The organism is Kordiimonas aestuarii, assembly GCF_025574465.1.
In the GTDB taxonomy this organism is placed as follows: Bacteria; Pseudomonadota; Alphaproteobacteria; order Sphingomonadales; family Kordiimonadaceae; genus Kordiimonas; species Kordiimonas aestuarii.
Genome location: NZ_JAOBPP010000018.1, coordinates 261,701 through 277,430, shown reverse-complemented (window position 1 = coordinate 277,430; position 15,730 = coordinate 261,701). Strand labels below are relative to the sequence as shown.

Sequence of the window (15,730 nt, the reverse complement as noted above, 5' to 3'; positions counted from 1 at the left end):
CGGGAGAGAGACGATGGAAAAGTTCACTGAAATCAGCTCAATCGCCACACCGTTCCCACGCTCGAATATCGACACGGATATCATCATCCCGGCCAAACACCTGAAGTCGATCAAACGCACAGGCTTTGGCCAGCACGCGTTCGAAAGTATCCGTTTTGATGCTGACGGGAACCGCATCAAAGACAATGTGTTTGATGGAGAGCGGTATAAGGGCGCGAAGATTCTGATCGCGGGTGACAACTTTGGCTGTGGGTCAAGCCGCGAACACGCGCCCTGGGCCATTGCCGACCTTGGTTATCGCTGCATCATCGCCCCCAGTTTTGCCGATATTTTTGCTGGCAACTGCATAAAAAACGGTATCCTGACCGTTGAACTGTCACAGGATGCGGTGGATGCGCTTGTGCTGGCGGCGGAGGCCGGGCATGTCATCAATGTCGACCTTGGCGACCAGACGGTGACCTGCGGTAATGCGCGTTATGAATTTGACTTCAATGGCGAGCACAAAGAGATGCTGATGAAGGGGCTGGACGAAATTGGCCAGACCTTGACCGCCAAGACTGCCATTGCAGGCTTTGAAGGCAAACAGAAGACCCAAACCCCGTGGCTTTACCGCGCATAAGCCGCCTTGCAGACAGACATTCGAGGAATATTTCATGAGCACCTATAATATCATGTTGCTGCCAGGTGACGGCATCGGTCCGGAGATCACAGCAGAAGTTCGCCGGATCATGGCGTGGGTTGAAAAAGCGTATAGTGTTACCTTCAATACTGACGAAGGCCTTATCGGCGGTTGCGCCTACGATGCGGAAGGCACGCCGCTGTCTGACGCCACGCTGGCGAAGGCAAAAGCGTCGGACGCTATCCTGCTTGCCTGCGTCGGCGGTCCGAAGTGGGACGGGAAAACAGCCTATGACAAGCGCCCGGAAGCGGGGTTGTTACGTCTCCGTAAAGACCTTGACCTGTTTGCGAACCTGCGCCCGGCCATGTGTTTTGATGCGCTGGCGGACGCTTCAAGCCTGAAGCGCGAGTATGTTACAGGGCTGGATATCCTTTTTGTGCGCGAGCTTGCGGGCGGTGTGTATTTTGGCGAACCACGCGGCATTGAAGACCTGCCGGAAGGCGGGCGTGTGGGCATCAACACCCAGCGTTACACTGACAAAGAGATCATCCGCATCGCGCGGGTGGGGTTTGAGATGGCGCGCAAGCGGGGCGGGCTTGTGCACAGCGCCGAGAAAGCCAATGTAATGGAAGCAGGCCTGTTGTGGCGCGAGGAAGTAACCAAGCTGCACGCGCAAGAATATGCAGACGTCAAGCTTGAACATATTCTTGCCGACAACTGTGCGATGCAACTGGTGAAGGCCCCCAAACAGTTTGACGTTATTTTGACCGACAACCTGTTTGGCGACATCCTGTCTGACGCTGCGGCCATGTTGACTGGTTCGCTGGGTATGCTGCCGTCCGCTTCACTTGGCGATGGTGGGCCCGGGCTCTATGAACCTGTGCATGGTTCTGCGCCAGATATTGCGGGTCAGGGTGTTGCCAACCCGCTGGCGGCGATCCTGTCGTTCGCGATGGCGCTGCGTTACTCACTTGATATGGGTGATGCGGCTGACAGGGTCGAGGCGGCTGTATCAGCCGCGCTGAATAGTGCGCGCACGGGGGATATATGGGCCGAAGGTTTCGAGAAGGTGGGCACGTCCGGGATGGGCGCTGCCGTGCTCGAAGAGCTTGAAAAGTCGCAGTAAATCTAACGTCTGAGTTCATCTAATAGAGTTTGACCAAGCCTCGGGCGGGCCTCAAAAGGGTAGCCCAAAATGTAACCCCACAGGAGATTAAGATGGGTTTTCGTGTCGCTGTCGTTGGTGCGACCGGTAATGTCGGTCGTGAAATGCTGAATATCCTTGCCGAGCGTGATTTTCCGGCAACGGAGATTATTGCCATTGCGTCGCGAAAATCGATTGGCCAGAAGGTAGGTTACGGTGAAAAAGAACTGAGCGTTGTCGCGCTTGATACCTTTGATTTCAAAGGCGTTGATATTGCGCTGTTTGCTGCGGGTTCAGGTGTCTCCAAGGAGTTTGGCCCCAAGGCGGCTGCGGCTGGCGCCATGGTGATCGATAACTCATCCTTCTTCCGCATGGACCCGGATGTGCCGCTCATTGTGCCTGAGGTGAACCCGCATCACCTGCAGAAGATCAAGAAAAACATCATCGCCAACCCGAACTGTTCCACAGCGCAGATGCTGGTGGCCTTGAAACCGCTGCATGACGTCGCAACAATCAAGCGGGTTGTGGTGTCGACCTACCAGTCGGTATCGGGTGCGGGCAATGAAGCGATGGATGAGCTTTTCACCCAGACCCGGGCGATTTTCGTGAACGACCCGATCGTGAAAGAGAAATTTTCCAAGCAGATCGCCTTCAACGTGATCCCACATATCGACGTGTTCATGGACGATGGCTCCACCAAGGAAGAATGGAAAATGGTGGCCGAGACGCACAAGATGCTCGATCCAAATATCAAGCTGACCGCGACTTGTGTGCGCGTGCCGGTATTTGTCGGCCACGCGGAGGCAATCAATATCGAATTCAAGAACGAGATCACCGAAAAGCAGGCGCGTGCGTTGCTGCGTGAGGCACCGGGGTGTCTGGTGGTCGACAAGCGCGAGGACGGGGGTTACATCACGCCGGTTGAATGCGTTGGCGACTTCGCAACTTTCATCTCGCGTATCCGCAAGGACTCGACGGTCAAGAATGGCCTTAATATCTGGGTGGTGTCGGACAACCTGCGCAAGGGCGCGGCGCTGAACGCGGTGCAAATTGCGGAATCACTGGTGAACCAAGGCATTCTGACAGCAGAATAAGGTCTGGTGGTTTCAGGAGTTTCTGGGACGGCGGCTTTAGATAAAGTCGCCCCCTTCTTCTGTGACGATGCAACTTGGGAAGATAAGATGGGCTTTTGTGCCCTTGCCGCTTTCGCTTTCCATCTCAAGCCGCCCGTTCTGGCGTTGCATCAGCAGCATGGTGATCGGCAGGCCAAGCCCCGCGCCTTCCTGATGCATGTCGTAAGCATGGGTGAATGTGCCAAGTGGCTGGCAGGCCGCCTTGATCTCCTCGGCATTCATGCCGACACCGGTGTCGGTCACACTGAGACGCGCTGATCCATCTTCCGCACGGTCAACCGCAATTTCAATGGTGCCCGAGCTTGTATATTTGACGGCATTTGTCAGCAGGTTCATCAGGGCTTTCTTGGTGTGTCCGGCGTCCCCCAGAACCAACAGGGAGTCTGTTCGTGTGGCGGCGCGTACGGCCAGGTTTTTGCTCGCGGCCTGTTGCTGGATCAGCCTGCGCCCGGTGCGTGCAATATCAAGGAGGTCAAATCGTTCCCTCTTGGCAGTTTCGTCCGATATCTCAAGCATGGCCAGCGACATGATATCGCCGATCAGCGCCAGCAAAGATTCGCCCGACGCCGCGATCTGATTGGCGTGACTGTGAAGCGTTTTTTTGTCCAGTTCGCTGTCGCGGATAAGCGAGGCATAGCCGACCATGGCCCCGATCGGGGTTCTAAGCTCGTGGCTGATATTGGCCATGAACATGGATTTGGAATAATTAAGCAGCAGCGCCTGACTAATGGTTTCCTTGAGTTTCCTTTCCGCAACATAGTGCAACAGCTCCGACCGCGTCCTGCTGGAAGCTGCGGCGACAAACGTGCGCAGGGGATCGTCTTCCTGTAACGGTGTCCTTGCCATGGCAACCATTACGCCGCATCGTTCCTTGCCGTCTTCACCGGGTAGTGCAACGCCGACATAACTTTCGATCTCATGACGCGCCAGATATTCATCATCCGGGTAGACGTCACGCACGCCTGAGGCGTAAAAACACGATCCGTTGTTTGCGGTTTCCCAGCAGGGTGTGCCGGGGAGCGGAAAATTCGCGGGGGGCTTTGTTTCGCCATTTTCACATAACGCCAGTGATTTTGCGGTCTCTGTACCAGCTTCGGCGAAATAGGCGATGAAAGCGATGTCCGCGCCAAAATCGTCGCAGAGAGCCTGCGTCAGTTCCCTGAAATAGGTAAAGCCGATATGCGACGATATCTGCCCGAGGGTAGATGACGGAGCGGACGATTGACGCTGTTGTCGTGCAGCCGACATAGGCTCTCCTGCATGCATAGCGGGACGGGAAAGCTTTTCCCCACCCAACCTGTTCGAATATAGCGTCTCTCTGAGCGGCTTCTATTACACCACAGGATGGTTAACGAAACGTCAGCAAACTCCCGCCGCATTCAAGTTGACTTCTCGCGGGCCATTTGCCAGACCTGTGGTTGGGAACCCCGCGTGTGAGCATGGGCGGCAAACGCGGCACAATAAAACAAAAGGGAGAGGACCCAATGGCTGGGTGGAAATCAGGAATTTCGACAGTTGCGCTTATGGCTGGTATGTCGCTGGCGCTGGTGGCTTGTAGTGACAGGGCGGTCGAAGAGAAAAAAGCACCGACGGTAGAGGATGCACAGGCTTTCATGCAGGAAGCTGAAAAGAAACTTTTTGATGAAAGCGTGAGCCTCAGCCGCAAGGCGTGGGTGCAGGCCAACTTCATCACCCATGATACCAATGCGATTGTAGCGGAGGCTGACGAGGCGTTCACGCTACTCGGCGTAAAGCTGGCGAACGACACCAAGCGCTTCGCGGACCTCGAGTTGCCGGCAGAGCTTCGTCGCAAAATGAATATCCTCAAGGGCGGACTGACGCTGCCGGCACCAGATGATGCTGCCAAGACGGCCGAGCTTGCCAAAATCAAGGCGAATCTTGACGCCACCTACGGCACAGGCAAGGTGGAGATGGAAGGCGAGACGCTTTCGCTTGGCGGTGTGTCTGACATTATAGCGTCCGACCGCACACCAGAGCGGCTGCTTGAGGCATGGAACGGCTGGCACAAGATCTCCAAGCCGATGAAAGCAGACTATGCCCGCATGGTTGATATCGCCAACGAAGGCGCGCGTGAGCTTGGCTACACGGATGTAGGCGCCATGTGGCGGTCAGGCTACGACATGGACCCCGATGAGTTTGCGACCATGGTGGACGGACTCTGGGCCGATGTGAAGCCGCTTTATGATGCGCTGCACTGTGAAGTGCGCGCCAAACTTTCCGATTTCTATGGCGACCGCGTCGTGCCCGATAACGGTCCAATCCCGGCGCACCTTCTTGGTAACATGTGGGCGCAGGAGTGGGGCAACATCAATGATATCGTGCAACCGAGTGCAAGCGCCGACGCAAGCATTGATGTCACCAGCCTGCTGGTTGAGAAAGGCTATGACGCGACAAAGATGGTGAAAACGGCGGAAGGCTTCTTCACCTCACTCGGTTTTGATCCGTTGCCGGAAACTTTCTGGGAACGTTCGCTGTTTACCAAACCAGCTGACCGCGAAGTGCAGTGCCACGCGTCTGCCTGGGACATCGACAACAAGGATGACGTGCGCATCAAGATGTGCACCAAGGTCAACGCGGAAGATTTTGTCACGGTGCACCACGAACTGGGACACAACTTCTACCAGCGTGCTTACAAGGACCAGGACACGCTGTACCTGAGCGGTGCCAACGACGGTTTCCACGAAGCCATCGGCGATATGGTTGCGCTGTCGATGACGCCGGACTACCTGAAGCAGATCGGCCTTATTGATGAAGTGCCCGCAAGCGGCGACCCGATCCCGGCGCTGATGCGTCAGGCACTCGATAAGGTTGCTTTTCTGCCATTCGGCCTGATGGTTGACAAATGGCGCTGGCAGGTCTTCTCCGGCGACGTAACGCCAGAGCAGTATAACGCGGCCTGGTGGAAACTGCGCGAGGAATACCAGGGCCTGAAGGCGCCGAACGAACGGCCAGCGGATGCGTTTGACCCGGGTGCCAAATACCACATTCCGGGCAACACGCCTTACATGCGCTATTTCCTTGCCCGCATCCTTCAGTTCCAGTTTTACAAAGCCGCCTGTGATCAGGCTGGCTGGACAGGGCCGCTGCATGAATGCTCGGTCTATGGCAACAAGGAAGTCGGCGAAAAGTTCAACGCCATGATGGAAATGGGTGCCTCGAAGCCGTGGCCGGAAGCGCTTGAAGCCTTCACTGGCAGCCGCGAGATCAGCGGCGAAGCGCTCATCGCTTACTTCGAGCCGCTCAAAGCATGGCTGGATGAGCAAAACAAAGGCCGCACCTGCGGTTGGTAAACGATGAAACCGGCCTGTGATTAGGACACAGGCCGGTTTCCCGATCCGGGGAGGGGCAAATGCAGCCATTCAGGCCCATGCGCAGCATGCTTTTTATGCCCGCATCCAATGCGCGTGCGCTAGAGAAGGCGCGTGACCTGCCCTCTGACGGTGTAATATTTGACCTTGAGGATGCCGTTGCGCCTGAGGCCAAGGCGGAGGCGCGCCAGCAAGCGACGAACGCATTGAAGGCCGGCGGCTACGGCCAGCGGCTGCGGGTTGTGCGCATCAACGGGCTTGATACTCCCTGGTGGCGTGACGATCTTGCTTCAGCGGTGGCGGGCAAGCCGGACGCGGTCCTACTGCCAAAAGTGGAACATGTGGAAAGCTTGCAGCGTGTCGAGGAAGAGATGGCGTGGCTTGGCGGCTGTGACGATATCGTCTTGTGGTCGATGATTGAGACGCCGATGGCGTTCCTGCGTCTGGAGGCCCTGGCCCAGGTGACAGATCGCCAGACTACATGGGTTATCGGCACCAATGACCTGGTGAAAGACCTGCGTGCCGAACATACCAAAGACCGTATGCCGGTGATGATGGCGCTCTCTCAGGCGCTTCTGGTGGCGCGGGCCTATGGTCTGACCATCCTTGACGGCGTTTACAGCAATTTCCGTGATAGTGAGGGTTTTGCTGTTGAATGCAGGCAGGCAAAAAGCATGGGTTTCGACGGCAAGACGCTTATCCATCCAGGCCAGATTGATACTGCAAACACTGTATTTGCTCCCAGCGAAGAAGAAATTGCACTCGCGCGCCGCATGATAGCGGTCTTTGACGACGCCAAGACCACAGGCAAAGGCGTCGCGGTGCTGGATGGCCGCATGATCGAGGAACTGCATGTCGAGGTCGCACGACAGCAAGTGGCGATGGCCGAAGCCATCGCACGTCTGGCCGACTGAATAAACGAAACATATATTGAAGGTTGCAGGTGCGGCTAATTTTCCTATAGTTGCCTCTATATATCTTATTGTCCGCGGTACAGGGACTGCGACAGTGACGGTGTTTGGGGGCGTTCATGTTTCGCGTGACAAGTATAGTGTTGTGTTTCTTTTCTGCCGTTTTTCTTTCCGATACCGCGTCAGGAAAAGAGGAAGCTGTCTGGGCTGAATATTCCAGCAAGAATTTCATCCTGTTCAGCGATGCCGACCCGGCTCTGGCCCGAGAAACCATCATCAAGCTGGAGAAATATCGCTTTGTCCTTGGGCAAATTACCGGGCTTGACCTTGAGAATGATAACGCGCCGCCACTGAAATTATACGCTTTTCGCACAACGGATTCCTTCCAACATGCGATACGGACGGGCGACGGCATTCTTGGTTATTATAGCGACAACCTGCAAAGCCCGCTTGCCGCGCTCTCGCTTGAACCGCGTGAGGATTTCTGGGAGCATGATGGGCTTGAGACAATTTTCCATGAATATAATCATTATATCCTCCGGCGTTACAGCCGGATGGACTATCCCCAATGGTATAGTGAGGGGTTCGCCGAATACACCTCCACGGTAGAGTTCGACGGGGAAGTGGCGATTGTCGGCAAACCTGCGGTGCCAAGGTTCATGGTTTTACGTCGCGCGCCCAGTTGGAAAAAGCTGAAGGATCTCATGCATGTCAAATCGCGGGTGGGTGGACGCTGGGACCCTCCTATTTGGAGCGTCCAGACGTATGCACAAGGCTGGCTACTGACCCATTTTCTGCACCATTCCGAGAAATATTCCGGGGTGCTTCCGAAGTATCTGACGGCTCTCAACACGAATGGTGTGGATGAAGGTGAGGCTTTCGTCCGTGTTTTTGGCGACCGGCGCGACGCACTTGCGGACGAGTTGAAAGAATATTGGCATGGCCAATCACTTCCTTACTTCGCGTTCGATTTTACCGGCAAAATGCCAGGATTTACCTTTGAGACACGTGAACTGCCAGCGGCGGAAGCCGATATTCTGCCGCTTGAGGTCAGGATTCTATCCAAGACGATCGAACTGGATCGTCATCAGAAGTGGATAAGGTCGGAGCTGTTGAAAGCGCTTCGCGCGGAGGTGCGGCCGGTTGACATGCTTTATTGCCTGGCTTTGCAGGCATATGTGAATGAGCGCTGGGAGCGGGCCATTGGGCACGCGGATGCGGCGATCGAATTGGACCCGGATAACGTGCGGGTGCTCGAAATCAAAGCCAGAGCAACGCGCCGGAAGGCCGAGGAGGATGGCACACTTGAAGCCACCATGCCGGAAATTGGCAGGCTATTTGGACGTGTGGTGAAGCTCGACAGCCGCTATGTTCTTGGGCTTGTAGGGTACGCCAAGCTGGCCCTGACGGAAGGTCAGACGGTGACCCCAGCAGTCTTGCAGGCAGCAAGAGCCGCCCGCATGCAGGCCCCGCGGAATTCTGCAACCATCAAGCTTGAGGCGGACCTGCTGGAGAAAGCGGGCAAATATGGCGAGGCGCGTGACCTGTTGGAGCACGCCATCGAATGGTCTTTTGTGAAGGATGATTACAAAGCTTATCAGAAGCAGTATGACCGCATTCTCAAGAAGGAAGCATCGGCGGCACCGTGACTGTGTTCTGGATAAATGTGAAACGGGGGCCAGGTTGACCCCCGCTTTATTTTAGTCAAGGTGTTCGCCAAGGAACTTTTCCAGTTCGGCCAGTACGGTCAGGCGCGAGGCGGCGGTATCCATGCCGTGGCCGCCATCTTCAATCTCCACATAGCGGCTTTTTTTGCCAAGCTTGACGAGGCGCTTGTGCATATTCTCCGACACTTCATAGTCAATGCGGGTATCGTCCTTTGACGACATCAGCAGCACCGGCGCGCTGACATCTTCGGCGCGGTGATAGGGGGATACATCGCTGACCGAAGCCCCTTCAAGGCCAATGGTTTTCACCCAGTCCCGTCCGCCTATGACGCCGTATTTGTCCTCTGAGATCATCCGTGGCAGGTCGGTGACGCCGTTGATCGACGCGGCACAGGCATAAAGCCCAGGTTCCTTGATAACGCCCATCAGGGCGGCATAACCCCCATAGGAGGCGCCGATGATGCAAATGTTGTCTTTGTCGGCGGTGCCGGACTGGATCAACCATTTGGTGGCGTCGGTTACATCGTCCTGCATCAGGCCGCCCCACTGGTTTTCACCGGCTTCTTCAAAGGCTTTGCCATAGCCGGTTGACCCGCGGAAGTTTGGCTGCAGCACAGCATAGCCGCGGCTGGCAAGGAACTGTGCCCACCAGTCCCAGTCCGCCGTGTCACGGGCCTGCGGGCCGCCATGCACAAGCACGACCGCAGGCCGATTGCCTTGATCGGCGTCGTTTCTGGGTAGCGTGAGATAAGCAGGGATTTCAGTCCCGTCACGCACCGGGATGGACACGGCCTTGAGGAGCCCGGATTGCGCGGGGTCGATGCCATGCATATAGGACCCAAGCACTTTCATTTCCTTGGTCTTGAAATTCAGCCAATAATAGGCGCCGGGGTCGGCTGGACTATCGGAAAAAATCAGATAGGTGTGGGCGCCTTTTGCCTTGCCATAGATATAGTTATTGGTGTTGGGAAGGGCCTTGTTAATTGCCTCCTGTACTTTTTGCATCGTCTTGTCGAAGTAAACAACCTGGGATACCTCTCCGGTATAGAAATAGCCGGCGGGTTTGCCGGTTTCCGGGTGTTCCAGAACCCCGCCGACGTTGTATGCAGGGTCTTCAAAGACGGTCTCGATGATCTCGCCGCTGCTCAGGCGCAGCTTATAAAGGCCATCGGTTCCATATTGGCTGGGCCCTGAGACAAAAACCACGTTGGGATCGTCGCTGAAGCCGTCAAAGTCATAGGTGTCGGCCCACTCAGTTTTACGTAACGCCAGCCACTCGCCATTGGCGTCCTTCAGTGTAGAAGTTCGTTGGCTGGTGCCATCTATATAACCCGCGCCATACCGAATTTCGCCAGTATGGTCCGTGTACCAATGTTGCACACCGCGCTGGTCGGGGCGGACAATTTTATAATTGCCGTTATAGACGTTTATTTTGCGTACCTCGTTTGCGCCGTCATGGTCCGCGTCGAGCGATAGCAGAATGTGGTCGGGGTCATCGGCCAGCATATCGGGAATTTGGTGTTGAAACTGGGCTGGTGGATAATCAACCTTTCCCCCCAGTGTGCCCTTTTTTTTCACGGTGTGGTTTTTGACCACCCAAGTAGGATTGCCCCCGTCCCGGTCAACGCCAATCAGGCGGGTCATCGAATATTGGCCCGAGATACCGCGCCAGGAACCCGACATCTCATAGACAACCAGCACACGTTGGTCGTTGGCCCAGTGAAAGGTCACGATATCAGCGTTCTCCACAGGGGGGATCAACACGCGGTCGCTGCCATCGATATTCTCGAGTATCAAAACCTTGCGGCCCTCATGGTGGCTTACATAACCAATCTGCATGGCATCCGGTGACATCTTGACGCTGCGCAAGTTCGGCAGCGAGGCATAGACTTCAATGCTTGCCGGGGTTGTGCCTGCTTCACTGGCAAAGGTGGGATGGCCCATTGTGGCGAGTGCGGCAAGGCAGGCTCCGCGCAGGAAGGGTTTCAATCTCAAACATGGCAGGGTCATTGGGCAAGTCCTTGTCGTTAATAAAAATATGCATCAATACGGTGTCGGAGCGTTGTTTGCCCCGAATTAATTTACGGGTGATTATTTGAGGTGCGTTGCAAGGAAGCCTTCAAGCGCTGCCAGCACCTCGATACGCGATTGTTCGGTGGCGAAATAGTGGTCTGCGTTTTCAAGTACCTTGAAGGAGACCTTCTTCTTCAGCTTTTTTAGGGCCTTATACATTTTTTCGCCATGCTCGAAGGGCACTACCGGGTCATCCTTGGCGTGGATGATCAGGACGGGAATATTAATGCCCTTGACGCGGTGGTATGGGGAAACCAGTTTTGCACCCTCGCCCTTGAGGCCGACGGTATTCGCATATTTTTTCAGTAGAAAGTTATCCTTCAACCGGCGGGTCAGGTGGATCAGGTCAGTCGCGCCATTGATGGACACGGTGCAGCGATATAATGACGGCTCTTTGATGGCACCCATCAGGGCCGCATACCCGCCATAGGATCCCCCGGCAATACAGATACGGTCCGGGTCGGCAATGCCCTGTTCGATTGCCCAGAGTGTGGCGTCCGTCACGTCGTCCTGCATGGCGCCGCCCCATTGCCCGCGGCCCAGTCGTCGGAACCGTTCTCCGTAACCGGTGGAGCCGCGAAAATTTGGCCGCAGCACGGCGTAACCCCGGTTGGCGAGAAACTGGGAAAGGAAATCATAATGCATGGTGTCGCGCGCGTGCGGCCCGCCATGTGGCAAAACGACCATGGGCAAACGTTCTGGCGCTTTGTCGTTTGGTAGTGTCAGATAGGCGGCAATGGGTAGGCCATCACGCATTTCAATGGTGTGTCGGCTGGTTGTCGCCAGCAAGTCCGCTGGAACAGGAATAGCGTGACTGATCAGTTTTGCACCGCCTGTTAGAGTGTTGAGCAGGTAAAAACTGTCTTCCCGGTCGGTGACATGGTTGACGGCATACAGGCCTTTTTCCTTGTTCCAGGAAATGATCCGGTTGCTGCCGCCGGGTAGCCATCCGTCCAGTTGGGTTTTCAGCGCGGTGAGGTCGGGGTCGAAATAGACGGCGTGGGTCAAGTCCTGCGTGTACGTGACACCGGCCATTTGTCCGCTTACCGGGTCCCTGAAATACCGGTTTATTTCAACTTCGGGGTGTTCAAAAATGACATCCTTCACCTCACCGGACAGGATGTCGAGCGTTACAAGCCGCTTTTTATCGCCCAGATAGGGTTCCAGTGCGTAAGCAATGGTTGGGTCCGCGGTGAATGAGAGCGGCACAATACTACGGTTTTCAAACCAGTCTGTGTTGTCCAGATCAATGGCGTCGCCGCTATTGGGGTCGATGTAGAGCAGGCGTGTGCCCTTGTGAGATTTCCCCCAGCCCAAGCGGTATTTGTGATTTTGATCAGTCACCCATGAGTTGATCCACTCATACCCCTCGGTAATATTGACATAATGACCCGTCTCCACGTTGACCTTGCGGATTTCGGCGCGGTGGTCAAAGTCGGAATCGATCGCCAGCAGGAAGTGCTCGGGGTCGTCGGGCAGGGTATCGATAATTCGATCCCTTATTTGCGGCCGTTGCCGCGCGTAGGGATTGGCGTCATGGGCCTTGGGTTCGCGCGCCATATCGACATAGCCTGGCTTGCTGACATGCACGCTGAAAAGCGCCGTCCGCGCATACGCCGCGCCGATATCGTTGGTATACCGGTATGATAGTACGATGCGCTGGCTGTTTATCCAGGTAAACCGAATGATGTCGGTTTCTTCCACTGGCGGGATGGCTTGCGCCTTTTCCGGCTGGTTCAGCGGCATGATCACAAGGTTTCGCTGGCCACCAATGGGCGCCAGATAGGCGATGTGCGTGCCGTCCGGCGACAGTGCGGGTTGGGATATCTGTGGCAGCCGCGCAAAAGCTTCAATCGGGATCAGGTCAGCGGCGCCCGCAAAGGAGGAGATTGTAAAAGTGAACAAGGTACCAAATACCAGCAACAGGGGCCGGAACAAGCCCTGGACGATCTCAGCCTTCATCTTGAATAGTCCCCCAACCACTACAACACCCGTACGCCATGAACGTTATGGTGGTAGCAAAGCCCTAGCATAGGCGCAATATTTGGTTGTTGTTATTTTTAAACTAAGTGGCGAAATTTGCTCTTTTTACCAGCGGCTCTACTTATCGCAGCGAGTGTCGGGCAACTGAAATTTGGGTTAAAACCCAAATCCTTTCTTGCGATTGGTACGTATGGAGAGCTAAAACAATGCCTGATTCTTTCTGCGGTGCAATATGGCGTGCCGCAGGGCCAAAATAGCAATTCTGCCATAAGATCAATGTCAGGGGATTTTTCATGGCTCAAGTGAAACGCCCACTCTCGCCCCACCTTCAGGTTTACCGTTGGGGATGGCATATGGCAGCGTCGATTTTCCACCGGGCGACCGGTTCGGCGCTGGCTGTTGGTTCCATCCTTCTGACCTGGTGGTTTGTGGCCATGGCGACAGGGTATGAGTATTTCAACACCGTCCAGGAGTATGCGGGCAGCGTTATTGGCCGCATTGTGCTTTTTGGCATGACGCTGGCGCTGATGCAGCACCTGCTTGGTGGTATCCGTCACCTCTTTATGGACATGGGCAAGCTCTATGGCCTCAAGGTCAATACTGCGACGGCGCGCTTCACCTTTATCGGCTCGGTTTTCCTGACGCTGGTGATCTGGTATGCAGCTTATAAAGTGATGGGGGTGATCTAAGCCATGACTGATATGAAAACACCTCTCGCGAAAGTGCACGGCTTTGGGTCGGCCAAGGAAGGCACCCACCATTGGTGGCTGCAGCGCGTCACGGCGATTGCTAATATACCACTCGTGATCTTCATGGTGATCTCTTTTGTCGGCAACGTTGGCAAAAGCCATGCGGAATGGGTGGCTTGGCTGAAGCAGCCCATGGCTTCCGTGCTGGTGATCTTGTTTGTTGCCAACTTCGTTTATCACATGCGGCTTGGCTTGCAGGTGCTGGTAGAAGATTATGTGCACGATCACGGCACCAAGGTCGCCAGCATGCTGGTGATCACTTTCGCCTGTGTGCTAATCGCGGCACTCAGTATCTTTTCCGTTCTTCGTATAGCGTTTGGGGGATAAGCCATGACCAACGCCTATCCCATTACAGTTCACACCTATGATGCCGTTGTTGTCGGCGCCGGCGGCTCCGGCCTGCGCGCCACCATGGGCCTGGCGGAAGCGGGCCTGAAGACAGCCTGCATCACCAAGGTATTCCCCACCCGGTCCCACACTGTGGCGGCGCAGGGTGGTATCGCGGCATCGCTTGGTAACATGGGCCCCGACACATGGCAGTGGCACATGTATGACACCGTCAAGGGCTCTGATTGGCTCGGTGATCAGGACGCGATTGAATATATGGTGCGTCAGGCACCGGCGGCTGTGTATGAGCTTGAGCACTATGGTGTGCCGTTTTCGCGCACCGAAGAAGGCAAGATCTACCAGCGTGCCTTCGGCGGCATGACCACCGAATTTGGTGAAGGTCCGGCTGCCCAGCGCACCTGCGCCGCGGCTGACCGCACCGGTCACGCCATGCTGCATGGCCTTTATCAGCAGTCACTCAAGTATGACAGTGACTTCTACATTGAATATTTCGCCATCGACCTGATCATGGAAGGCGGCGCGTGCCGTGGTGTTATTGCCATGAATATGGAAGACGGTTCATTGCACGCTTTCCGCTCACAGTCCGTTACGCTGGCGACCGGCGGTTATGGCCGGGCCTACTTCTCGGCTACTTCTGCCCACACCTGTACGGGTGACGGCGGCGGCATGGCGCTGCGTGCCGGCATTGGTCTGCAGGACCTTGAGTTTGTTCAGTTCCACCCAACCGGCATTTACGGTGCGGGTGTCTTGATCACTGAAGGCGCTCGCGGTGAGGGCGGTATCCTCATCAACAGCGAGGGTGAACGCTTCATGGAGCGATACGCACCTTCGGCCAAAGATCTTGCCAGCCGCGATGTGGTGTCGCGTTCAATCTCGAACGAGATCAGGGAAGGCCGCGGTGTTGGCCCTAACAAGGACCATATGTTCCTGCACCTTGATCACCTTGACCCTGCGCTTCTGGCGGAACGCCTGCCGGGAATCTCTGAGTCTGCGAAAGTGTTCGCGGGTGTGGACGTGACCAAACAGCCGATCCCGGTTATTCCAACAGTGCACTATAATATGGGCGGCATCCCGACCAACTATCATGGTGAGGTGATCAACCCGACGAAGGATAATCCTGACGCAACCGTGCCGGGTCTATTTGCTGTGGGTGAAGCAGCGTGTGTGTCGGTACACGGTGCTAACCGTCTTGGCTCCAACTCGTTGATCGACCTTGTCGTTTTTGGCCGTGCGACCGCGCACCGGATTGCCGAAATCACCAAGCCGGGGGCCACGCAGGCGCCGCTGCCAAAGGGTTATGACGAGATGGCCGTTGGTCGCCTTGATGCGGCCCGGTATGCGCATGGCTCCACTACCACCGCCGACATGCGGCTTGATATGCAAAAGGTCATGCAGAATAACTGTGCGGTATTCCGCACAGAAGAAGTGCTGGCCGAAGGCGTGAAAAAGATCGACGCGGTGGCGGCATCCTTTGATGACCTCAAGACGATGGATCGTTCGCTGGTCTGGAACAGTGATCTTATCGAGACGCTGGAGCTGCAGAACCTCATAGGTCAGGCTGTGCTGACCATGCACGGTGCGGCGGCGCGGAAAGAAAGCCGTGGTGCGCACATGCATGAAGACTATCCTGACCGCGATGACGCCAACTGGATGAAACACACCGTTGGCTGGTTTGACGGTAAAAAAGTAACACTTGGCGAGCGCCCGGTGCATGATTACACGCTCTCGGAAGAGGTCGAGTATATCAAGCCCAAGGCTCGGGTATATTAAGGGA

The 15,730-nt window shown here is 55.7% G+C and carries 12 protein-coding genes; 9 read left to right on the top strand and 3 right to left on the bottom strand.

All coding sequences use genetic code 11. The features are described 5' to 3' along the window. Window positions 1-13 precede the first annotated feature (13 nt). The 3 genes from leuD to OEU85_RS07290 all read left to right on the top strand — a co-directional run bounded on the left by leuD (window position 14) and on the right by OEU85_RS07290 (window position 2,857). Window positions 14-619 (top strand): 3-isopropylmalate dehydratase small subunit, encoded by a 606-nt coding sequence (gene leuD, locus OEU85_RS07300; RefSeq protein ID WP_262690808.1) that lies wholly within the window; start codon window positions 14-16, stop codon window positions 617-619. A gap of 34 nt (window positions 620-653) precedes the next feature. After that, on the top strand, window positions 654-1,745 hold the full coding sequence (leuB, locus tag OEU85_RS07295; protein WP_262690807.1) for a 3-isopropylmalate dehydrogenase: 1,092 nt from the start codon (window positions 654-656) through the stop codon (window positions 1,743-1,745). A 92-nt stretch (window positions 1,746-1,837) separates the two neighbouring features. Beyond that, a complete protein-coding gene (locus OEU85_RS07290) occupies window positions 1,838-2,857 on the top strand; it encodes an aspartate-semialdehyde dehydrogenase (RefSeq protein ID WP_262690806.1) in 1,020 nt (339 codons plus the stop codon). Between the two features lie 36 nt (window positions 2,858-2,893). Here OEU85_RS07290 and OEU85_RS07285 read toward each other — a convergent pair whose 3' ends face one another. Then, window positions 2,894-4,144: a sensor histidine kinase gene (locus tag OEU85_RS07285; protein ID WP_262690805.1), complete on the bottom strand. Its 1,251-nt coding sequence runs from the start codon at window positions 4,142-4,144 to the stop codon at window positions 2,894-2,896. Between the two features lie 236 nt (window positions 4,145-4,380). On the opposite strand from OEU85_RS07285, the gene OEU85_RS07280 reads away from it, so the two are divergent. From OEU85_RS07280 to OEU85_RS07270, 3 genes are all read left to right on the top strand, one after another. Continuing rightward, window positions 4,381-6,207, top strand: coding sequence for a M2 family metallopeptidase (locus tag OEU85_RS07280; protein WP_262690804.1), 1,827 nt, complete (start codon window positions 4,381-4,383; stop codon window positions 6,205-6,207). 59 nt (window positions 6,208-6,266) lie between these two features. Beyond that, window positions 6,267-7,139 (top strand): HpcH/HpaI aldolase/citrate lyase family protein, encoded by an 873-nt coding sequence (locus tag OEU85_RS07275; RefSeq protein WP_262690803.1) that lies wholly within the window; start codon window positions 6,267-6,269, stop codon window positions 7,137-7,139. 116 nt (window positions 7,140-7,255) lie between these two features. Further along, window positions 7,256-8,785 (top strand): tetratricopeptide repeat protein, encoded by a 1,530-nt coding sequence (locus OEU85_RS07270; protein WP_262690802.1) that lies wholly within the window; start codon window positions 7,256-7,258, stop codon window positions 8,783-8,785. Between the two features lie 51 nt (window positions 8,786-8,836). Here the strand turns inward: OEU85_RS07270 and OEU85_RS07265 are convergent, their stop codons facing one another. Together OEU85_RS07265 and OEU85_RS07260 are read right to left on the bottom strand one after the other, a co-directional pair. Beyond that, the gene (locus tag OEU85_RS07265) at window positions 8,837-10,813 is read right to left on the bottom strand and encodes an alpha/beta fold hydrolase (RefSeq protein ID WP_262690801.1); all 1,977 of its coding nucleotides are present in this window, start codon (window positions 10,811-10,813) and stop codon (window positions 8,837-8,839) included. An 81-nt stretch (window positions 10,814-10,894) separates the two neighbouring features. Then, a complete protein-coding gene (locus OEU85_RS07260) occupies window positions 10,895-12,838 on the bottom strand; it encodes an alpha/beta hydrolase family protein (RefSeq protein WP_262690800.1) in 1,944 nt (647 codons plus the stop codon). 314 nt (window positions 12,839-13,152) lie between these two features. Between OEU85_RS07260 and sdhC the strand changes: the two genes are divergently transcribed. From sdhC to sdhA, 3 genes are read left to right on the top strand one after another with little or no spacing between them, the layout of a single operon-like run. After that, window positions 13,153-13,548: a succinate dehydrogenase, cytochrome b556 subunit gene (gene sdhC, locus OEU85_RS07255; protein ID WP_262690799.1), complete on the top strand. Its 396-nt coding sequence runs from the start codon at window positions 13,153-13,155 to the stop codon at window positions 13,546-13,548. 3 nt (window positions 13,549-13,551) lie between these two features. After that, window positions 13,552-13,935, top strand: a complete 384-nt coding sequence (sdhD, locus tag OEU85_RS07250; RefSeq protein WP_262690798.1) for a succinate dehydrogenase, hydrophobic membrane anchor protein — start codon at window positions 13,552-13,554, stop codon at window positions 13,933-13,935. 3 nt (window positions 13,936-13,938) lie between these two features. Beyond that, on the top strand, window positions 13,939-15,726 hold the full coding sequence (gene sdhA, locus OEU85_RS07245) for a succinate dehydrogenase flavoprotein subunit (RefSeq protein WP_262690797.1): 1,788 nt from the start codon (window positions 13,939-13,941) through the stop codon (window positions 15,724-15,726). Window positions 15,727-15,730: the final 4 nt, after the last annotated feature.